This window comes from Pseudoalteromonas sp. Xi13, from assembly GCF_003952205.1.
In the GTDB taxonomy this organism is placed as follows: Bacteria; Pseudomonadota; Gammaproteobacteria; order Enterobacterales; family Alteromonadaceae; genus Pseudoalteromonas; species Pseudoalteromonas atlantica.
The window spans coordinates 1954336-1977413 of the sequence record NZ_CP034439.1 but is presented as its reverse complement, the minus strand read 5'-3'; the positions used below and the strand labels follow the sequence as shown (position 1 = coordinate 1977413).

General features: G+C 40.1%; 13 protein-coding genes. All 13 read left to right on the top strand.

Annotated features, from left to right (window positions below; translation table 11 throughout):
• Nucleotides 1-37: 37 nt before the first annotated feature.
• The 13 genes from pepN to EJ103_RS08815 all read left to right on the top strand — a co-directional run bounded on the left by pepN (nucleotide 38) and on the right by EJ103_RS08815 (nucleotide 22972).
• Entirely contained in the window at nucleotides 38-2632 is a 2595-nt protein-coding gene (gene pepN, locus EJ103_RS08875; RefSeq protein ID WP_126007207.1) for an aminopeptidase N, read from the top strand.
• Entirely contained in the window at nucleotides 2633-2854 is a 222-nt protein-coding gene (locus EJ103_RS08870; protein ID WP_024033528.1) for a DUF2835 domain-containing protein, read from the top strand. It abuts the gene before it with no gap.
• A gap of 250 nt (nucleotides 2855-3104) precedes the next feature.
• Nucleotides 3105-5198, top strand: a complete 2094-nt coding sequence (locus EJ103_RS08865; protein WP_126007205.1) for a DUF1302 domain-containing protein — start codon at nucleotides 3105-3107, stop codon at nucleotides 5196-5198.
• A gap of 13 nt (nucleotides 5199-5211) precedes the next feature.
• A complete protein-coding gene (locus tag EJ103_RS08860) occupies nucleotides 5212-6576 on the top strand; it encodes a DUF1329 domain-containing protein (protein WP_024033529.1) in 1365 nt (454 codons plus the stop codon).
• Nucleotides 6577-6703: 127 nt separating this feature from the next.
• Nucleotides 6704-7699: a YCF48-related protein gene (locus tag EJ103_RS08855; protein ID WP_126007203.1), complete on the top strand. Its 996-nt coding sequence runs from the start codon at nucleotides 6704-6706 to the stop codon at nucleotides 7697-7699.
• The gene (locus EJ103_RS08850) at nucleotides 7699-10020 is read left to right on the top strand and encodes an MMPL family transporter (protein WP_126007201.1); all 2322 of its coding nucleotides are present in this window, start codon (nucleotides 7699-7701) and stop codon (nucleotides 10018-10020) included. The genes EJ103_RS08855 and EJ103_RS08850 overlap by 1 nt, the downstream gene beginning before the upstream one ends.
• A 213-nt stretch (nucleotides 10021-10233) precedes the next feature.
• Nucleotides 10234-15075: an NAD-glutamate dehydrogenase gene (locus tag EJ103_RS08845; RefSeq protein WP_126007199.1), complete on the top strand. Its 4842-nt coding sequence runs from the start codon at nucleotides 10234-10236 to the stop codon at nucleotides 15073-15075.
• A 117-nt stretch (nucleotides 15076-15192) separates the two neighbouring features.
• The gene (pyrD, locus tag EJ103_RS08840) at nucleotides 15193-16203 is read left to right on the top strand and encodes a quinone-dependent dihydroorotate dehydrogenase (protein WP_126007197.1); all 1011 of its coding nucleotides are present in this window, start codon (nucleotides 15193-15195) and stop codon (nucleotides 16201-16203) included.
• A gap of 130 nt (nucleotides 16204-16333) precedes the next feature.
• Nucleotides 16334-16864, top strand: a complete 531-nt coding sequence (locus tag EJ103_RS08835) for a cell division protein ZapC (protein ID WP_024033533.1) — start codon at nucleotides 16334-16336, stop codon at nucleotides 16862-16864.
• Nucleotides 16865-16953: 89 nt separating this feature from the next.
• The gene (rlmKL, locus tag EJ103_RS08830) at nucleotides 16954-19071 is read left to right on the top strand and encodes a bifunctional 23S rRNA (guanine(2069)-N(7))-methyltransferase RlmK/23S rRNA (guanine(2445)-N(2))-methyltransferase RlmL (protein ID WP_126007195.1); all 2118 of its coding nucleotides are present in this window, start codon (nucleotides 16954-16956) and stop codon (nucleotides 19069-19071) included.
• Nucleotides 19064-19300 carry a glutaredoxin family protein gene (locus EJ103_RS08825; protein ID WP_126007193.1) on the top strand — a complete coding sequence of 79 codons (237 nt, stop codon included), beginning with the start codon at nucleotides 19064-19066 and terminating at the stop codon, nucleotides 19298-19300. Before rlmKL ends, EJ103_RS08825 begins: the two co-directional genes overlap by 8 nt.
• A 13-nt stretch (nucleotides 19301-19313) precedes the next feature.
• Nucleotides 19314-21224, top strand: coding sequence for an ABC transporter ATP-binding protein (locus tag EJ103_RS08820; protein WP_126007191.1), 1911 nt, complete (start codon nucleotides 19314-19316; stop codon nucleotides 21222-21224).
• An 11-nt stretch (nucleotides 21225-21235) separates the two neighbouring features.
• On the top strand, nucleotides 21236-22972 hold the full coding sequence (locus EJ103_RS08815; RefSeq protein ID WP_126007189.1) for a DUF3466 family protein: 1737 nt from the start codon (nucleotides 21236-21238) through the stop codon (nucleotides 22970-22972).
• Nucleotides 22973-23078: the final 106 nt, after the last annotated feature.

Sequence of the window (23078 nt, the reverse complement as noted above, 5' to 3'; positions counted from 1 at the left end):
ATAGCTCCTTTTTTAAGGAGCTTTAGTTGGAGTAACTATGACAGTTTCAGCAAAGCCAAAAGCGCAATACTTAAAAGACTACACTGCGCCTAATTTTTCTATAGAGCACACTGAACTCACTTTTGACTTACAACCACTAAATACAAAAGTGACGGCGCTACTAACGCTTAAAAGAACAACAAATCAAAACTCAGCGCTTGTGTTAGATGGAATAGACTTACAATTAGTGGAGCTGCAAGTAGACAATGTTGCTTATACTAATTATAAGATTGAAGGTGAGCACCTAATCATTAATGATTTACCTCACACATGCCAGCTTAAAATTGTTACAGAAATTTCTCCTGATACAAATACCTCTTTAGAAGGCTTGTATTTATCTGGTGGAGCGTATTGCACGCAATGTGAAGCGCAAGGTTTTAGAAAAATAACCTACTTTTTAGACCGCCCTGACGTATTAAGCACATACGATGTGACGATTATTGCTGATAAAAGCTTTAAGCATTTACTGTCAAATGGTAACCAAATTGACAGTGGTGAAACAGCTGATGGCCGCCACTTTGCTAAATGGCAAGACCCATTTAAAAAGCCAAGTTACTTATTTGCATTAGTAGCGGGTGATTTTGATGTACTAAAAGACACCTACACAACAAAAAGTGGGCGCGAAATTGAGCTTGCGTTATTTGTTGATAAAGGCAATTTATCTAAAACACCACATGCAATTAACTCATTAAAAAAAGCCATGCATTGGGATGAAACGCGCTTTAACCTAGAATACGACTTAGATATTTACATGATTGTTGCCGTAGATTTTTTCAATATGGGAGCAATGGAAAACAAAGGGCTAAATGTATTTAATAGTAAATGCGTATTGGCTAACCAAGAAACCGCCACCGATAAAGATTATCACACGATAGAGTCGATTGTTGGTCATGAGTATTTTCATAACTGGACGGGTAACCGTGTTACCTGTAGAGACTGGTTTCAGCTATCGTTAAAAGAAGGGCTCACAGTATTTAGAGACCAAGAATTTAGTAGCGATTTAGGCTCACGCGCACTTAACCGTATTGATGCCGTTAAAGTAATGCGCACACATCAGTTTAGTGAAGATGCGGGGCCAATGGCGCACCCAATTCGCCCTGAAAAAGTTATCGAAATGAATAACTTTTATACCGTGACGGTGTACGATAAAGGGGCTGAAGTTATCCGGATGATGCACACCCTGTTAGGTGAGGTTAACTTTCAAAAAGGGATGCAGCTTTACTTTGAACGCCATGATGGTCAAGCGGTTACCTGTGATGATTTTGTTGCTGCAATGAGTGATGCTTCAGGCATAGATTTAACGCAATTTAAGCGTTGGTATAGCCAATCTGGTACACCACTATTAAATGCAACACAACACTATGATCACGATAAGCAACTTTATACTTTAACAATTGAGCAATCAGCTCCGCTAAATCAGCCAGATAATAAGAGCCTTCACATTCCATTTGCCATCGAATTATTAGATGAAAATGGGCAAAGTATTGCACTTACTTATCAAGGTGAAAAACGCGACCACGTGCTTAACGTAACTGCGCCAACGCAAACGTTTTACTTTGATCAAATACCTGCTCGCCCAGTGGCTGTACTACTTGAAGATTTTTCAGCGCCCTGTATTTTAAGCCAGCAAAATTCAGAACCTGATTTACTGCATATTATGCGTTTTGCGCGCAGCGATTTTTCGCGTTGGGATGCGCAGCAGCAATTATTTATTAATGCAGTTAAGCAAGCAGTCAACGCACCTGAACACGCAACATTAAGTGAAAACGTTATTAATGCACTACGTGTGTTAATAAGCGCACAAAGTGGTGATTTAGCACTGGTAGCAGAGCTTATAAAACTGCCAAGCTTTGACACCTTTGCCGCTGAGTTTGACATAATTCCTGTTGACGAAATCATTACGATCACAAGGTTGTTTGAGCAACAGATTGCCGAGCAATTATCTGCTGAGCTTTTACATTGTTACAGCTCGTTAGTAGATGATGGCAGTATAAATCCAGATGCAGTGGCTATAAGAGCGCTTAAAGGTGTTTGTTTACATTACTTAGCTAAAATACCTTCTGTGCAAGTTGACCGCTTTATTAAAGAATCGGCAGATTCACCGAATATGACCAATGTTTTAGCCTCATTAAGTGCGGTAGTAAAAGCATCACACCCATTAAGAACAACGTTGTTAGATCATTTTGATAGCCAGTGGCGTCATGATGTTTTAGTTATGGATAAATGGTTTGCGCTGCAGGCTATGCAATCCGGTGATGATGCTATTGAGAATATAAAAGCGTTGTACGCGCATCCTAGCTTTGATTTTTCAAACCCAAATCGTGTACGCGCATTAGTGGGCAGCTTTAGTCATTTTAATACCGCACAATTTCACCGAAAAGATGGTGAAGGTTACGCATTATTAGGTGATTTACTTATTAAGCTAAACGCGATTAATCCGCAAAATGCCTCTAGAATGTTAACGCCTTTCATGTCGTGGAAACGCTTTGACACAACCCGTGCTCAAGCAATGAAAGCACAGTTGCAACGCTTAGCAAACCTTGAAGGATTAAGTGCTGATTTATTTGAAAAGGTTGAAAAAGCGCTTAATTAAATGATTGAGTATTACTTTTCTTTACACCTGAGCTATAACAAATGCATGGATTACTACCATGGTCGTTTTAGCTCAGTACAAGTGGTTGAGGATAACGGTAAAACAATACGCTTTGCCGCCTCGCACTTACGCCCTTACATTTCATCTATTGGAATAAGAGGGCGTTTTAGACTTTTACTTACCCCCGAGAATAAATTTATTCGCCTCGAACGTATCGCCTAACCTGCTGTTTTTATGTTATAGATACATAAAAATATTATCTTTTTGTTAATTTCAATTTGTTCTATTGTTAATTTGCGTGTATAAATTATCTGGTATGACGTCTTACCAATACGTAAACGTTAGCTCAAAAAATATAAAAATTGATTGAACGCGACCATTTGTAATTTTTTATAATCGCTTCTATCGTTAAGATTACACTAAAAACAATAACTTGATCACACATAATTACCCACGACAGGGGGGATACACAATGATAAGAAGATCGCTTTTTGTTAAAAACAAAATAGCTATAGGTTTAGCAGCCGCAAGCTTAGGTTTATCTGCAGCAGCGAATGCAGCAAATTTTGAGGTAGGGGGCTTTGATGTCACCTTCGACTCAACTTTTTCCTATGGTCAAAGCGTCCGTGTTGAAGACAGAGATTTCGACATTATTGGTAAAAGCAATAATCCTGCATTTGATTGGACTGGGTATAATCCTTCATTAAATACAATTTATTCTTCTCAAGATGTTTGGGCTCAACCAGGTTCTTACTCTAATAATGGCGATGCAGGTAATCTTAATTTTGATAGCGGTGATTCGTTTTCAAAATTATTGAAAGGAACACACGACCTTTCAATTAGTAAAGATAACTACGGCTTATTCACACGTTTTATGTACTTTTACGATTTTGAGTTAATGGATGGTGATAGAGCCTACGTTAACCCAACCTCAGGACAAGGCGTAGATCCATGTGATGATGACGACACAAAAGAGCAAAGCTGTGCCGACATTCGTTTATTAGATGCCTACGTTTGGGCAAATTTTGACTTAAACGATGGCAACAACCCGCTGTCAATTCGCCTTGGTCAACAAGTAGTTAACTGGGGTGAGAGTACACTTATCTCTCATGGTATTAACGTAAACCCGGTCGATATAGACCGCTTAAAAGCGCCAGGTGCTGAGCTTAAAGAAGCGTTTATTCCTGTAGGTATGCTTTGGGCGTCATTAGGGATCACTGAAAATATTACTTTAGAAGGTTTTTATCAGTACCAATGGCATGAAACACGCCTACCGGCTGCGGGTACTTATTTTTCTACCAATGACTTTGCAGCAGAAAACGGCTATCAGCAAAATGTACAGTTAGGTTTTACTTCTAACCCTGACATTGATGTGGCCTTTTTAACCGACAGCCTTAATAACCTTTATACTAATTTTGCTCAGGTAGCCGCTGCACAGGGTATTGACCCAACAAGTGCTGAAGGCCAAGCCCTGCTTGCAAACATGTATTTAGCTCATCCAACTAAAGTTGCGCTTAAAGGTAAAGGCGATAACGGTAAAACAGAGCCAGATGACGGCGGCCAATATGGTTTACGTTTAGGTGTATTTTTACCAGAGTGGAACGACACAGAAGTGGCGTTATACCATGTTAACTACCATAGTCGACGTCCGCTAATTTCTGGTCGTGTATCTAACTTTTCGCAAGCTGCCATCGCACAAGATCTAGCGATGATTGCAACAACAGAAATTACAGATGACAATGTGGCAGATTTAGTTGCGTTTTCAAAAGCAGAAAATGATTACCCGGAAGATATCAAACTTTACGGTTTAAGCTTTAACACCACAATTGGCGAAACCGCGTTTGCTGGTGAGTTTGCATTTCGTAAAGACGAACCACTACAAATAGACGATGTAGAGCTACTTTATACCGCCATGCCTGAACAATTGGCGCTTGCCGGTATTCGCCCAGACTTTGCGGGTATTTCGCAAATGAGTTTTGGTGATGCGATTAGCTCTGTAGCGGCAGGTGAAGTTGCACAAGGTTATATTGAACGCGACACATCACAAATTCAGTTTACTGCAACACATTTATTTGGCCCGTCATTAGGTGCTGATAGTTGGGCTGTAGTAGGTGAAGTAGGTGCTGTGAAAATTCATGATATGCCTGATTACGACGAAATGCGTTTAAATGTGTCGGGTACAGGTCGAAGCGGTGTGATCACCGGCCCAGGCACGACTGACTACACAACATTACAACTAGGCCTTTCTAATGGCCCAGAAGAAAAGTCGTTTGCAACGGCATCATCTTGGGGTTACCGCCTAATTGCTAAAGGTGATTACTTTAACCTTTACAATGGTATTAACTTCTCTCCACGATTTGTATTTTCTCATGATGTAAACGGTAACACACCTGATCCTATGTTCTTGTTTATTGAAGACCGTAAATCGTTGGGTGTAACGATGAACTTTAATTACCAAAATGCATGGTCACTTGATGTGAGCTACAACTCATTTTGGGGTGGTGGCGATATCAATACTTTCTCAGATCGTGACTACGTTTCTTTCAATTTAAAATATTCAATTTAGGGGTAATATTAGTATGATTAAAAAACCTACCCTCATCGCTACGGCTTTGTGTAGCATGTTTTTAAGTTCAGCGGCAATGGCAAAAATGAGCGCTGAAGAAGTTGCACGTTTAGGACAAGACTTAACGCCATTTGGCGCAGAAAAAGCAGCCAATGCTGATGGGTCAATTCCAGCGTGGAATGGCGGTATTACATCTGCACCAGAAGGTTATGAACCAGGGATGCACCATTTAGACCCGTATTCTGCGGACAAAGTGTTGTTTACCATTGATAAAACAAACCTTGATAAGTACAAAGCTAATTTAAGCCCTGGCCAAATTGCCTTATTTGAAGCATACCCAGATACGTTTAAAATGCCTGTTTATGAAACGCGCCGCTCTGCGTCTTACCCACAGTTTGTATACGATGCAACAAAAGAGTTTGCTGCAACGGCTGAGCTTATTGAAGGTGGCAACGGAATAAAAAATACCGCAATTGGTATTCCATTTCCTATACCTAAATCTGGCTTAGAAGCTATTTGGAATCACTTATTACGCTATCGTGGACAATCAATAGAGCGTTTTGGTGGACAAGCTGCACCCACCGCATCGGGTTCGTACAATTATGTAGGCTTTGATGAACAACTATTGGTTAAATATTCAGATCCTAAAGCGACTCCTGCAGAGCTTCAAGACTCAAACATTTTGTTTAAATTTAAGCAAAAGGTAACAGAGCCAGCACGCCTTGCCGGTACAGCGCTACTTGTACACGAAACTATGGATCAAATTTTAACGCCTCGCCAAGCGTGGACATATAACTCAGGTCAGCGTCGTGTTCGTCGTGCACCAAATGTTGCATATGACGCACCAGGCACAGCCGCAGATAGCTTACGTACTACCGATGATTTTGATATGTTCAATGGCTCACCTAACCGTTACAACTGGACGTTAAAAGGTAAGCAAGAGCTATATATTCCGTACAATAGCTACAAGCTACACAGTGATAAACTAGAGTACGACGATATTTTAAAACCAGGCCACATTAATCCAGAGCATACGCGTTATGAAAAGCACCGTGTATGGGTTGTTGAAGCTAACTTAAAAGATGATACACGCCATATTTATAAAAAACGCGTGTTTTATATTGATGAAGATAGCTGGCAAGTACAAGTGACCGATATTTATGATAATCGCGACCAGCTTTATCGTGTAGCAATGGCATATGGCTTAAACTACTACGAAGTACCTACGCAGTGGAGTACCTTAGAAGTGTATCATGATTTAAATTCGCGCCGTTACTTAGCTATTGGTTTAGATAACCAAGAAAAAATGTACGACTTTTCAGAGTCGTTTAACGATAACGAATTTACTTCAAGCGCATTACGCCGTGAAGGTAGATAACAACGTAATATGCAGCTAACAGCCCGTTAGCTGCTTTTTTCTTTCTCATCGCGTTTGTCTATACGACACGCAGGATTTTCCTCAGCAAACAGACAAACAATTCTTCAGTTCAAGGCGATTAAAATTTATGAAGTATTTGGTATATGCCAGCCTGATCATAAGCGGTGCGAGTATTGCACAAGATGCACCTCAGTATGCTATTAGCGCAATCAACTCAAATAAAACCCTACTAACTGATATTACCAATACAGGTGCAGGTTTAGTGGCTGTAGGTAAGCACGGTACGGTAATAACAAGCAAAAACGCTGAGCAATGGCAGCAAGCGCAAAGCGTCCCTACACAGGTATTGTTAACGGCTGTCGATTTTTCTAATGAAACCCACGGGTGGGCGTGCGGGCACGATGCCACAATAATTAATACCACCGATGGTGGTTTAAATTGGCAATTACAACAAGCAAAGCCAGAGCTTGATAAGCCTTGTTTAGATATTCACTTTGAAGATGACTCAAATGGTTTTGCTGTTGGCGCTTATGGCATGTTTTATCAAACCAGTGATGGCGGCAAGCACTGGCATAAACGCTTTTTAGACTCTTTACTGTTTAGTGAAGACAGAGAGTATTTGAATGATTTAAAAGAAAATGATCCTCAAGGCTACGAGGCCGAAACAGCATCTATACTGCCTCATTTTAACCGTATTGAAAAAACAGACAGTGGTTTGATGTTAGTCGGTGAAATGGGGTTAATGGCCAAAAGCAGTGATAATGGCCAAACATGGCAACGCCTTGATGAAATTTACCCAGGTTCTTTTTTTGCGGTAGCATCAGATCCGCAGCAAGAAATTGTGGCAGGGCTCAGAGGAAATGTATTTGCTAAAAATAAAAATGAACAACAATGGCAGCATTTTGAAAATGTTAAAACGGCCACGGTTAATAACATTATAAATTATAATAATGAATATTGGTTACTGCTGGCAAATAGTGGTGTGATCTTTCATTTAAAAGACGGCTTACTTACACATGAACAACGCCCCGATGGTAAAGCTATTCTTGATGGCGTAATAATTAATAATAAATTGGTCATGGCAACAGAAGATGGCATTAAAGTGAAGGAGTTGAACCCTTAATGCATACGTTTTTAGATTTTTTAGAAAAGGCGGTGTTTAGACACCGTACTATCATGTTGATCGCTTTTGCGCTAATCACATGTTTTTTAGGCTATAAAGCCACTCATATTGAATTAGACGCCTCGTTTAACAAAAATATTCCGCTAAATCACGAATACATGAAAGTGTACACCAAACACGAAAAACAATTTGGTGGCGCAAATAGCATTTTAATTTCGGTGTGTGATGACAGTGGCAACATTTTTAACCCAGAATTTTTCACCCAATTAAAAGCAGTACACGATCAACTGTATTTTATTCCTGGTGTAAACCGCCCATTAGTTAACTCTATTTTTGCGCCCAGTGCGCGTTTTGTTGAAGTGGTTGAAGATGGTTTTGCTGGCGGCCCAATCATTCCTGCAAACTTTAAAGCTGACCAAAAAGGTTTAGCGGTAGTTAAAGAAAACATTGAAAAAGCAAAAGTAGTAGGGCGAATGATTGCCAGCGATTATTCATGTGCCATGGTGACCGCGCAGCTACTCGAAACCGACCCGCAAACTCAGCAAAAGCTAGATACACTCGCATTTGCAGATAAATTAGAAACGCAAGTAAGAGAGCCTTTAAGTACAGATAAAGTCAGTATTCATATTATTGGATTTGCCAAAATGGCCGGCGATATCGCTCAAGGGGCAAAAGGCGTTGTGCTATTTTTTGCTATTGCCATTGGTTTTACCTTTATTATGGTATGGCTATTTTGTGGCAGTTTAAAGCTCACCATTTTACCTATAGCGTGTTCAATTATTGCCGTAATCTGGCAAATGGGTTTATTGTCGAGTTTGGGTTTTGGACTCGACCCTATGTCTATATTGGTGCCGTTTTTAGTATTTGCGATTGGTGTAAGCCACGGCGTGCAGATGATCAACGCCATTGGGAAAAAAGTAGGTGAGGGTAAAAGTACCCGCATTTGTTGTCAATCAAGCTTTAGAGCATTACTTGTACCTGGTGGTATTGCGCTGCTTTCAGACACGGTGGGCTTTTTAACCCTGCTGACTATTGATATAGGTATTATTCGTGAACTTGCGATTACAGCAAGTTTAGGTGTTGCGGTTATTATATTTACTAATTTAATTTTATTGCCAGTGTGGGCCTCGTATATGAATTTTGCCAACACTGTGCATATTCAATCAGGCGATTCGCTAAAGCCAAATATGCTAGATGCGATACGCGATTTATTAGTAAAAGCCACAGACCCTAAAACCGCAAAAATGATTATTGGTTTTACGCTGGTGTTATTTGCATTAGGTTACTGGCAAGCAGATAAAATGCGAATTGGTGATTTACATGCAGGTGCGCCTTCGCTGCATCAAGATGCTCGCTACAATCAAGATACTTTTTTAATATCGGACAAATACACCATTTCGTCGGATATTTTAAAAGTGATTGTTGAGGCTTACCCAGCGGCGTGTACAGAGCACGATGTGATGGCGCGCATTAGCCGTTTTCAGTACAAGGTAGAAAACGTGCCAGGCGTACAATCGGCGGTTAGTTTAAGCTCTGTGGCGCAGTCGGTTAACGCAGGTTACAACGAAGGTAACTTAAAATGGCAAAGCTTACCGCGTAATTCAGCCAGCTTAGTGCAATCAACAGCCCGTGTAGAAACAAGCACAGGATTACTCAATGGTGATTGCTCAGTCATGCCGGTGATTATATTTTTAGATGATCACAAAGCAAATACAATCGATACCGTTATTCAACGTGTTAAGCAATTTGCACAAGAAGAAGGCACAGACAAGTTAGCCTTTAAATTAGCGTCTGGGCCTGTAGGGGTGATGGCGGCAACAAATGAGTCTGTTTCTGCGGCGCAAATTCCGATGATGCTATACGTTTACGGCGCAGTTATTATTTTGTGTTTGTTAAGCTTTAAGAGCGTAAAAGCGACAATCGCAGTGGTATTACCTCTGTATATTGTATCAACTCTTGCACAAGCGCTTATGGTGCAATTAGAAATTGGCTTAACGGTATCTACTTTACCTGTTATAGCCTTAGGTGTAGGTATTGGTGTGGATTACGGTATTTATATACTTTCTTCGATGATGGGCCAACTTAAGCAAAACGTACCGCTGAGCGTGGCGTACCGTAATGCCCTTGTTGAGCGTGGCAGTGCTGTATTGTTTACCGGTATTACCCTTGCGATAGGTGTTAGTACGTGGATATTCTCTGATCTTAAGTTTCAAGTAGATATGGGAATACTGCTTACCTTCATGTTTTTAGTAAATATGTTAGGTGCGGTACTGCTATTACCCGCAATTGGTAGTCTGCTGTGGACCGACCAGAAAAAATAAAGTGAATAATTGTGCTCCTAAATGACCTGTAATGGTCATTTATATCTATATTTTGTGAATAGATGACCAAATAGCTGAAATGCTTAAAATGTTTTCATCGAAAAGGCTGTTTATTAGCGCTAAAAGGGTTAGAATTTAACTGACTCCACGCTAATAAATGGCTGTACAAATATTCTGCTTAACTAAAAGCAGTAATAGATTAAGGAACATACAATGACACGAAATGAAGGCCAAGCCTCGGTTATCCTAGATAATGTCTGTAAGCTTATCCAGAAAAAAGTTCACGCTGATAATGTGTTACTCGTTGAGAAATTCGCCAAAGCCTTGTACAGCAATATGTCTAAAGAGGATTTGGCAAATCGCAATGATAGTGACCTATACGGTGCTGCACTCAGCCTTTGGAATGCACTAGAAAAAAACACCACGGACGACGCAGTAATTCGCGTTTTCAACCCTGAAGTAGCAAAAGATGGCTGGCAGTCATCACATACAATTGTAGAAATTATTGCTAAAGATATGCCATTTTTAGTCGATTCTGTTCGTATGGCTATGACCCGTGAAAATATAGCTTCTCACTTATTACTTCACTGCCCACTAAAAATTCAGCGTGACAATAACGCTAAAATTTCTGGTTTATCAAATTTAAAAGCAGAGCAAGAATCGACCTCTACTAAAACAGTGTTCTTTATTGAGATTGACCGCCAAACCGATGCATCTGTTATTGCTTCTTTCAAAAAAGAGCTCGAATCAGTCTTGGTTGATGTTTCTATTGCGGTAGATGATTGGCAGCCAATTCGCGAAAAATTAGTCTCTGTTACTAAAGAAGTACCCAAACGTAAGCACAATAAAAATAAAAACGAAGTATCTGAAGCCGTAGAGTTTTTAGATTGGCTGGCTAAAGATAACTTTACTTTAATGGGTTATCGCGAGTACGAGCTTACCCCTGTACAGGGTGATTACCAGTTAAAAGGTAAAATGGACACAAGCCTTGGCCTGATGAAAAATTCAACCGATGAACACACACGTTTATTATCTGAATTACCAGAATTTGCTCGCCAAGAAGCCCTCAGCAGTAACTTATTAGTATTAACAAAAACGAACTCTGTATCGCGCGTTCATCGCCCAGCGTACATAGATTACGTTGGTATTAAACGCTTCGATGATGAAGGCAATGTGGTTGGTGAAGACCGTTTTATCGGCCTATTTTCATCAAGCTTTTACAATAACAGCGCAGCAGATGTGCCTGTTCTAAAAACTAAAATTAACCGCATTATGGATATGTGTGACTTTGCTAAAGGCACCCATGCATACAAAGCGGTACTGAATATTTTAGAAACGTACCCACGTGATGAATTAGTTCAAGCTCGCGAAAGCGAGTTACTTGAAGTAGCAATGGGTGTTTTACAAATTCAAGAGCGTGACATGTGTCGCTTGTTTGTTCGTAAAGACGCCTACGGACGTTTCTTCTCTTGTATGGTGTACGTTCCGCGTGAGCGATATAACACAGCGCTGCGCCGAGAAACACAAGACATTTTAGCTAACGCCTTTAATTCTGACGAAAAAGTCGAATTTACTACCTATTTCTCTGAGTCAACACTGGCGCGTACACATTACACCGTTCGTGTGACCGATAACAATATCGAATATAACGTGAAAGACATCGAAAACAACCTAGTAGAAGCTGCTCGTACATGGGAAGATAAATTACAATCTGCACTGTTAGAGTCAGCAGGGGAAGCCCGCGGTAATGAGCTAAATCGTAAATATTGCAACGCGTTTGCACGCTCTTACAAAGATGAAGTACTACCGAGTGCTGCGGTTGTAGATATTGAGAAACTAGAATTGTTAAACGACGAGAACAAGCTAGAAATGCTGTTCTACCGTCCGCAAGAAGAAGCTAACAGCAATATTGTACGCCTAAGCTTGTTCCATAAAGATGAGCCAATTCACTTATCTGATGTTATGCCAATGCTAGAAAACTTTGGTTTACGCGTTGTAGGTGAAACGCCATATTCTGTTAAAACAAGTGATGGTCGTATCAATTGGATCATGGACTTCTCTATGCTGATTGACAGCAAAGGAATGGCTGACTTTGATAAGATTTCTGCTCGTTTTCGCGCTGCATTAACTAATGTATGGGGCAACCGCCTTGAAAACGACGGCTTTAACCGCTTAGTATTAATGGGTGGCTTAACAGGTCGTGAAGCCTCTATATTACGTGCCTATGCAAAATACATGCGCCAAATTGGGGTTACCTTCTCGCAGACCTACATTGAGAGCACGTTTGCAAACTACCCGCATATTGCTGCGCAAATAGTTAACTTATTTGCTAAAAAATTCTCAGTAAAAAGCCCTGCAAGCCCTAAAACACTTGAGAAATTAAGTGCACAAATTTACTTAGAGCTTGAAAACGTAGCGAACCTTGATGATGACCGTATTATACGTTTATACGTAGATATGATTGTCGCAACACTGCGTACTAATTACTTCCAAAAAGATGAAACAGGTCAGTTTAAATCTTACGTGTCGTTTAAAGTACAGCCTAGCTTAATTCCTGATATGCCGCTTCCGCTGCCAGCATTTGAGATTTTTGTATACTCTCCGCGTGTAGAAGGTGTGCATTTACGGGGTGGTAAAGTTGCTCGTGGTGGCCTTCGTTGGTCAGACCGTCGTGAAGATTTCCGTACTGAGGTACTGGGCTTAGTAAAAGCACAACAAGTTAAAAACACCGTAATTGTTCCGGTAGGTTCTAAAGGTGGTTTTGTATGTAAGCAGCTACCGAGTGAACGCGAAGCCTTTATTAAAGAAGGTCAAGAGTGTTACAAAATTTTCATCCGTGGTTTATTAGACATTACCGATAACATTGAGCGTGGTGAAATTGTACCGCCAGCTAATGTAACGCGTCACGATGAAGACGACCCATACCTAGTAGTTGCAGCCGATAAAGGTACAGCTACCTTCTCTGATATTGCTAACGGTATTGCTAACGAATACAACTTCTGGCTAGGTGATGCGTTTGCATCAGGTGGTTCAGTAGGTTATGACCATAAGAAAATGGGCATAACAGCAAAAGGTGCATGGGAGTCTGTTAAACGTCATTTCCGTGAAATGGATATTGACTGTCAAACTACCGACTTCACTGTGGTTGCTATTGGTGATATGGCCGGCGACGTATTTGGTAACGGCATGTTATTGTCTAAGCACATTCGTTTACAAGTCGCGTTTAACCATATGCACATATTTGTAGACCCTACACCAGATGCAGCGACCTCTTACCCAGAGCGTGAGCGCTTGTTTAACCTGCCTCGTTCATCATGGGAAGATTACAATAAAGATCTGATTTCAGCGGGTGGTGGGATTTTCTCTCGCGCAGCTAAATCGATTTCTTTAAGCCCAGAAATGAAAAAAATGCTTGGCACTAAAAAAGCAAGCATGACACCGAACGAGTTGATCAAAGCCTCATTAATGATGGAATTTGATTTACTGTGGAACGGTGGTATTGGTACTTACATTAAAAACAGCCACGAAACAGACGCTGATGTAGGGGATCGTGCAAACGATGCGCTGCGCATAAACGGTAAAGACTTAGGCGCTAAAGTATTAGGTGAGGGGGGTAACTTAGGTGCAACCCAATTAGGGCGTATCGAGTTTGCAGCCAAAGGCGGGCGTGTAAATACCGACTTTATTGATAACGTAGGCGGTGTTGCGTGTTCAGATAACGAAGTAAATATTAAAATTTTACTTAACGGCTTAGTTTCAGAAGGGGATTTAACACGTAAACAACGTGATGAGTTACTTTACTCTATGACCGACGAAGTATCTGAACTTGTACTTAAAGATTGTTACCGTCAAACACATACATTGTCGATTACACAGTCTAAAGGTGCATCAACTCTTAAAGAGAAGATCCGCTTTATTCATGCCCTTGAAAAAGAAGGCAAGCTAAACCGTGCAATCGAGTTTTTACCAACTGATGAAGAGTTGGCAGAGCGCGCTGCAGCAGGTAAAGACCTAACACGTCCAGAGCTTTCAGTATTAGTTTCGTACGCTAAAATGGTGCTTAAAGAGTCTTTAGTAACAGATGAAATTACTGAAAACCCTTACTACCGTCAGCTACTAGTTAAGTCTTTCCCGCGTCCACTGCGCGAAAAATTTAACGACGCGATGGATAATCACCCACTGCGCAAAGAAATCATTGCAACAAAACTGGCGAACAATATCGTTAATGACATGGGCTTAAACTTCATGGTACGCATGAACGAAGAGACCGGTGCTAACGAAGCTGAAATCGCAATGTGCTACTCAATTGCGAGTGAGATTTTTGAAATGCGTGAAACCTGGTCATCAATCAGCGCGCTAGATAATAAAATCCCAGCAGCAGTTCAAACCGAAATGCTGTACCAATTACGTCGTACTGTTCGTCGTGCAACACGCTGGTTCTTGCGTCATCGTAATAAAGCACAAACAATTGAACAAGCTATCGAGTTCTTTGCACCAACGTTTAAAGATTTAAGCGAAAACTTAAATACGTACATGCAAGACAAAGAACACGAATGTTTAACTGGTAAAGCAAATGAGCTAGTTGAAAAAGGTGTACCTAAGCAAATTGCTAAGCGTATTATTGACCTTTCTAGCCTGTTCTCTGTAATGGATATTGCTGAAATAGCGCATAATTCAGGCCGCAGTGTGGCGATGGTATCTAATACCTACTTTAAACTCGGCTCGCGTATGGGCTTACACTGGTTCTTAGATCAAATTACTAACCAGCCTGTTTCTAACCATTGGCAAGCACTTGCCCGTGCGTCGTACCGTGAAGAGCTTGATTGGCAACAACGTACGCTTTCTCATGTTGTGCTAAACAGCTTTGAAGGTGACGAAAACGATGTTGATAATCAAATCGATCAGTGGATGGCCAGCCAAGATCTGCTGCTACAGCGTTGGAAGCAAATGTTAGCTGAATTTAAAACCTCGCAAAGTCACGACTTTGCTAAGTTCTCAGTTGCACTGCGCGAATTAATGTTGTTAAGCCATAACTGTGATACATCAGGAAAATAATTTAGCTTTAATTGGTTATTTATTCAGTAAATAATCAGTTAATTGTTAAAATTGTTATACAATACCTCAGCCTAGTCTGAGGTATTTTTTTGTCTGTAATTTAAAGAGGAACAATTCATGTTTTACGATTTAGCCCGCCGTTTTATGTTTACCCGAGATGCTGAATGGGCACATGAGTTTGCGCTTAATAATTTACGCCGTTTTGCACACACCCCTTTAAATGCAGCTTGGTCACAACAACTACAAAGCAAACCCGTTAATTTTTTAGGCCTTGAGTTTAAAAACCCTGTGGGTTTGGCTGCAGGTTTAGATAAAAACGCAGAGTGTATTGATGCCTTTAGCCAAATGGGCTTTGGTTTTGTCGAAGTTGGCACAGTTACCCCGCGCCCGCAAGCAGGTAATGATAAGCCGCGCATTTTTAGATTACCGCAGTCAAATGCCATTATTAACCGAATGGGCTTTAATAATAAAGGGGTCGATAATTTAGTTAATAACGTAAAAAATGCCAAGTACACCGGTATTTTAGGTATTAATATTGGTAAAAATAAAGATACCCCAAATGAGCAAGGGAAAGACGACTACATTCATTGTATGCGTAAAGTGTTCGAGCATGCTTCGTATATTACGGTCAATATTTCATCTCCAAATACCCCAGGGCTGCGCGATTTACAATATGGCGCCGCGTTAGATGATTTACTGCAAAGTTTAAAGAATGAACAGCTCGATTTAATTGCCAAGCATAATAAGCAAGTACCTATGCTGGTTAAAATAGCGCCAGATCTTGATCAAATCCAAATTGAGCAGGTTAGCGAGTCACTATTAACGAATCAAATTGATGGCGTAATCGCAACAAATACTACGCTTGAACGTAGTGCAGTAATGGGTCAGCAATACGCCGATGAGGCGGGTGGTTTATCTGGCAGCCCAGTAAGAGCGCGCTCTACACACGTTGTTAGCGAACTTAAACGTTTAACACAAGGTAAATTACCAATTATTGGTGTAGGCGGTATTGATGATGCACAATCTGCTCAAGAAAAGCTAAATGCAGGCGCAAATTTAGTGCAGGTTTATACTGGGTTCATCTACAAAGGGCCACAATTGGTAAAATCGATCGTTGATTCCTTATAAGGATCAGTTATGTAAGCTTTTGATCGTTCAATAAATGTTCTAAAAAAATGTTTTAAAAATGGTCAAAAGCCGTTATAATCTAGTATTAATGTCTTAATTAAAAATAAATTTTTAAACAAGGAGGAGGCAAATGTTACAAGCAACAAAACAATGGCAGTGGATTGCATGTGCAAATAAAAACCGCTTACTACTTGATTTAAATGACGATATGCAATTATGTACACCGTATAAATTAAGACAACTCACCGACTGTGTATTTGAAAACCCGCGTTTTAGCTTAGAAGATGCTGCTTTTTATGAACAGGTATATAACTACTTAGATGGTTTTGAGCTGTATAAGCCTGCACAAATTTGCCAAATTGCGCTCAATGCCACCGCTGTAAAATTTCATTTAAAACCGGTACTGGCTAAAAGTTGGTTTTTTGAAGAGTACACAGGCACCCAGCCAAGTACAGAAGCCATCGTTAAACTTACCTCAAAAGCACAAACCGGTGAGTTTTTAATTGTTGAACATTGCCCTGATGCTTCAATTTGCCTAAACCTTAACGAAACATTCAAACTTGATGATAATTTGTCTCTTGAACAGTTTGAAGTTATCCGCGTTTTAAACAATCGTGTACACCCGCTATTACTTGAGCAATATCACACTAAATCAGCTTAGCAAATTTACAAATCGAGCTGCGTTTATCAAGTGTTTGTCAGCCAACCTATGTTATAATCCTGCGCAATTAGCTATTAAGGGTTATTACTTTGCAATTTATCGCACTTACTTCTATCGGAATCGAAAATTTACTTGTTGATGAACTAACAGAATTAGGCGCCGTCGTGTCTAAACAAACTGTGGGTTCTGTTCGCTTTGAGGCAGATTCAACATTGGCGCAAAAGGTTTGTCTATCAACTCGTTATGCAACACGTGTGCTGATGCTTATTGAAGAAAAAGAAGGCGTTAATGATAAAGATAGCCTGTATAAATTTGCTCGTTTTCAGCCATGGCAAGAATGGTTTGGCCCTACCCAAACATTTGCTGTTGATTTTAATGGTACCAACGACTCTTTAAAAAATACCCAGTTTTCAGGCTTGGTAATTAAAGATGCAATTGTTGACTACTTTAACGATTTATACGAACAGCGCCCAAATGTAGATAAGCAAGATGCCAATGTGCGTGTTGTGGCGCGTTTAAACCGTCACGGTGTGGCTTTGTACATTGATTACTCGGGTCCTCGTTTGTCTGAGCGCGGTTATCGCCAAGGCCAAGGTAAAGCCCCAATTAAAGAGCACTTAGCGGCCGCGATTATTAAACGCAGTGGTTGGCTTGAAAATGTAAATCAGCCTTTATTTGACCCATGTTGTGGTGCCGGCACTATTTTAATAGAAGCGGCGGGCATGGCGCGTAACGAAGCACCTGGTTTATTTAGAGAAGGGTTTGCTTTTGAGCGTTTACCTAGTTTTAGAGCGGCCAAATTTAAACAACTGCGTGAAGAATTAATTGAGCAAATTACCGATCCTAAATTGTGGTTAATTGGCCACGATTACGATGCGCAAGTTCTTGATAAAGCCATTGCCAATGCCGAGCGAGCAGAGCTGGGTAATGTTATTAAGTTTAAGCAAAGTGATGCAACTAAGCTTACCTCTGTTGCTAAATTACCCGGGGTGGTTATTTCTAACTTACCGTACGGCGAGCGTATTGGCTCTATGGCTGAGCTGGTAAACTTACACCGCAGCATGGGCGTGGGGTTTAAAAAGCACTTTAATCATTGGAAGCTTGCGTTACTAGGCATGGATGAAAGCCTATTTAAGCTGTTAAAACTGGTTAAACAAAAGCGTTATAAATTTAAAAACGGCCCATTAGATGTAGAACTAAATTTATATCAGTTAGATGATAAACAGGTAAGCCTGACAAGCGATGACAAACCGGCTCTTAATTTTGAAGGCTCAATGTCTTTTGCTAATCGTTTGAAAAAGAACAAACAAGGCCTAAAAAATTGGCTTAAACAAAACGAAGTAAAAGCTTATCGCGTATACGATGCTGATATTCCTGAATACAACGTAGCGGTTGATATTTACGGCGACTCTGCTGTTATTTTTGAATACGCAGCACCTAAAGAAATTGACGAAAAAACATCAGAAAAGCGTCTTCAAGATGTGATTAGCTTAACTGCACAGCAGCTAAGTATAGCGCCTGAAAACATTGCTGTTAAAGTGCGTAAAAAACAAAAAGGGGAAGAGCAGTACACCCCAATGGCTAAACAAAACCGCACTATGGTGGTGGAAGAATTTGGCGCTAAGTTTAAAGTAAACTTGTTTGATTACCTCGATACAGGGCTGTTTTTAGACCATCGTTTAGCGCGTCGTTATATTCAGCAAAATGCAAAAGATAAACGCTTTTTAAACTTATTTGCCTACACAGGTACAGCCTCTGTGCACGCGGCATTAGGGGGTGCAAAAGTAATTACCACCGTTGATTTATCAAAAACCTACCTTAAGTGGGGCCAAGATAACTTTGCGTTAAATGATATTAGCAATACCCGCTACCGTTTTGAGCAAGCTGATTGTTTAAAATGGCTAGAATACGCACAAGGCCAATACGATTTAATCTTTTTAGACCCGCCTACGTTTTCTAATTCTAAACGAATGAAAGACGCGTTTGATGTGCAAACCGATCATATAAAATTACTTACTTGGGTTAAAAAAATCTTGAGTCCGTCGGGTACATTAATTTTTTCTAATAACAAACGTGGTTTTGTAATGGATGAAGTAGGTTTGATGGGCTTAGGGTTAAAAGCTGAAAATATTTCAGAAAAAACGTTATCACCTGATTTCAAACGTAATAAAAAAATACACAACAGTTGGTTAATTACCCATGGCTAATTATGTTTTATACCACACCGATGGCTGTCATTTATGTGAGCAAGCCGAGCAGGTTTTATTATCGGTTTTGGATAAAAATAGTGAGCTTAAATTAATTGATATACTCACTGATGAGCAGCTAATAGCGCGTTTTCAGTTAAGTATTCCGGTATTTGAGAGCAAAAGCGGCCACCATTTGTATTGGCCGTTTGATGCACAAACAGTGCATAAATTTTTAGCGCAAGAATAAAAGAGCAGTATTTATGGATTTAATTAGAATACAAAAAGCGCAGTTAGCTTATGGTACGCACCCATTACTTGATGATGCTGATGCAGTGATAGAAAGCGGTGAGCGCGTCTGTATTGTAGGGCGAAATGGGGCGGGTAAATCTACACTTTTAAAAGTACTAGATGGCCAAGTTATTTTAGATGATGGTGAAATTAACCAGCTTGGCGGGATCAAAATATCTCGCTTAGAGCAAGATCCTCCTAAAGGAGCAAATGGCTCAGTATTCGATTATGTAGCTCAGGGTATGCCTGATATTGCTAATTTGCTGATTGATTATCATCATGTGAGCACGCAGTTACAAACCGATTGTACCGACAAACTGCTAAATAAGCTTGAGCGTTTATCTAACGATTTAGAAGCGTGTGACGGTTGGCGTTTTGATTCGCGTATTCAATTAGTACTCACGCGTTTAGAGCTTAGCCCAGATGCTAAATTAGAGTCGCTCTCAGGTGGTTGGTTGCGTAAAGTTGCTTTAGCACGTGCTCTTGTGAGTGAGCCTGACTTATTGTTACTTGATGAACCAACAAACCATTTAGACGTAGACAGTGTTAAATGGCTAGAGCAGTTTTTAAAAGAATTTAAAGGCGGTATTGTATTTATATCGCATGACCGTGCGTTTATCCGTGCTGTTGCAACACGTATTTTAGATTTAGACCGCGGTAAACTTATCTCTTACCCTGGTGATTACGCGACCTACCTTGAACAAAAAGCGCATGACTTAAAAGTAGAAGAATCACAAAATGCACTTTTTGATAAGCGTTTAGCAGAGGAAGAGGCCTGGATACGCCAAGGGGTTAAAGCCCGTCGTACTCGTAACGAAGGCCGTGTACGTGAACTTAAACAGTTACGTGTTGAGCGCAAAGCCCGTGTAGAGCAAGTAGGTAAAACCGATTTTAATATTGAAACGGCTGACAGATCGGGCAAGTTAGTGTTTGAGGCAAAACACCTTAATCATGCATTTAAAGATAAAGTGATTGCTAATGATTTTTCTACCCTTGTTATGCGCGGTGACCGCATTGGCTTAGTAGGCCCAAATGGTATTGGTAAAACTACCTTACTTAAACTGCTGTTTGGTGATTTAGAAGCCGATAGCGGCCATGTTAAACAAGGCGTTAATTTAGAATTTGCTTACTTTGACCAATATAGGCAAAAGCTTGATGAAGAGGCCACTGTTCAAGATAACGTTGCAGAGGGTAAACAAGAGGTAATGATGGGCGGGCGTTCTCGTCATGTACTTGGTTACTTGCAAGACTTTTTGTTCCCACCGGCACGTGCGCGTACACCTGTAAAAGCACTCTCTGGTGGTGAGAAAAATAGGCTTTTACTTGCAAAACTATTTTTAAAACCCTCAAATATTTTAGTACTCGATGAGCCAACCAATGACTTGGATATTGAAACATTAGAGTTACTCGAAGAAATTATTAATCAGTATCAGGGTACTGTGCTTATAGTAAGCCATGACCGTGAATTTATTGATAATACGTGTAGTAGTGTATGGGCGTTTGAAGGTGATGGAAAAATAACTGATATGGTAGGGGGTTACACCGATTACCAAGCTTATTTAAGCTATTTAGCCGAGCAGGAAAAACAGCAACAAGCACCAAAAAAAGACGTTAAACCTGCGCCTGTAGCCGCGACAAAGCCTGAAAACAAAAGCACTAAGCTTTCTTACAAATTAAAACTTGAATTAGAGCAACTACCCAATAAAATGGAACAACTTGAAGCCGCTGTAGAAGCGCAGCAAGCTGTAGTGAGCGATCCTGACTTTTTCAAACAAGATAGCGACGTAACCACTAATGCATTGAACCATTTAGCAAAACTTGAGTCTGACCTTGAAGCCGCGTTTGTGCGCTGGGAAGAACTTGAAGAATTACAGAATCAGTAGTAAGGATTAAAATGAAATATAAATTACTCGCTGCCAGTATTTTAGCGACATTGAGTACATCTGCATTAAGTGCAACCTATGAATTAACAGAACTAGGTACTCTTGACGGCGCTAAACATTCTTACGTGACTGACGTAAGCGAAAGCGGGCACATTATTGGTACTGCCAACGGATTGTATAATTTACCAATCGATATTAGCTATATCGACTTTACTGAAAGCGTTATTGAAAATGCGTACGATAGTGAAGAGTACAACTTTGAGCTAAGTGATAAAGAAATTACTTTTACACTTGATGATATAGAAAATAACGATGCGGTTTTTAATAACGCCGATGCGCATTCATTTATGGTTAGCTTTTTAGCTGGCAGACCAACGGATTACGAGTACCAAAAGTTAAGCTCGGTAGTTGGTATTAAGTTTGAAGATGGCATTGTTACTGAGCAAATACTGTTTGATGAAGAGTCGGTAGATTACGATGGTTTAACGCGTTCGGTTAGTAACTTTTATAATGCGGTAAGTGAAGATGGCGTGAGCGTTGGTTGGAGTGCAGCTCCATATGATAAAGTTTTATTTACGCCAGATGATGAAGATGAAGAAGAAACATGGTTTACCCATGATTTTATTGAGCGCGGAATAGTTATTTCTGAAGATGGAACGCGAAAGGTTGAGTTAGTTCCAGACTTTGACGATTATGGCGGCACTAGCCGAGCTAACGATATTGTTAAAACAAATGACGGATACACTGTCGTTGGTTATGTTTCTACAGGTATTCCTGAAGACAGACTTGATAATATTGAAGATAACTGTGATAACGAAGACGAGCCAACCAATACCTGTGTGGAATTATTAAATTCAAGTGTAACCACCGGCGTATTTGATGAGCGCGCGGTAAAATGGGAGCTTGATGAAGCATTTAATATCACTTCTACTGAAATACTTGGCCTTGCCTTAACGCCAGAAGAAGATGATGACTTTGCTTTTACAAGTACCGCTCTTGCGCTAAATAATAATGGCACAGTGGTGGGCTCTTCAAATGCTCGTTACTATAAAAATGACGACACTATTTTAACAATGCCTGTTTATTTTAAAAATGGTGACGTGTTTAATTTTATAGACCAAGAAGATGATTGGCTTTCTGGTAAAGCGCTTGCTGTCAATGACAACGACGTAATTGTTGGTTATGCATCAAAGCGTATTGAAACCACGATCCGTGATCAGTTTTTCTATCATGATATAAGTACTGGCAATACCGTTTTCCCTACCGGTTACTTTAATAGCTCAAGCGCTTATGGTAATGATATTAATAACCAAGGTTATGTTGTTGGTGAAGGCGAGGTAGGTACATCTGAAAACAGCCGTCGTAAAGAAGCGTTTATATATAAAATTGGTGACGATAAAATTACCAATTTAAACGATTTACTACCTTGTTATGAAACAGATGGTGAAACAGACTACGCCTACACAATGGCTGAAGCGAAAGTCATTAATGAAGACAATGAAATTTTTGGTGTAGCTACCAAAACCGTTGAAAAGCGCGATACCTTTGGTAATGTAGAAACCGATATTGAAGGTAATATTGAGTACGAAAGTGTTGCTGTTGCAGTAAAACTAACACCTATTGATGGTGAAGTAGAAGACTGTACACCTATAGAAGAAGAGCTTTATGAAAGAAGTTCAGCAAGCTTCCCTTGGTACACACTGTTATTATTGCCGCTAGTGGGTTTACGCAGAGTATTTAGATTTTAAGCTTTATGCTTTTCATAAAAAAAACCAACTTATAATAGTTGGTTTTTTTTCGTCTATAATAAAGTGCTTGGCGTTAATTAGTTATCTCAATTTGCTTAAATTAAGT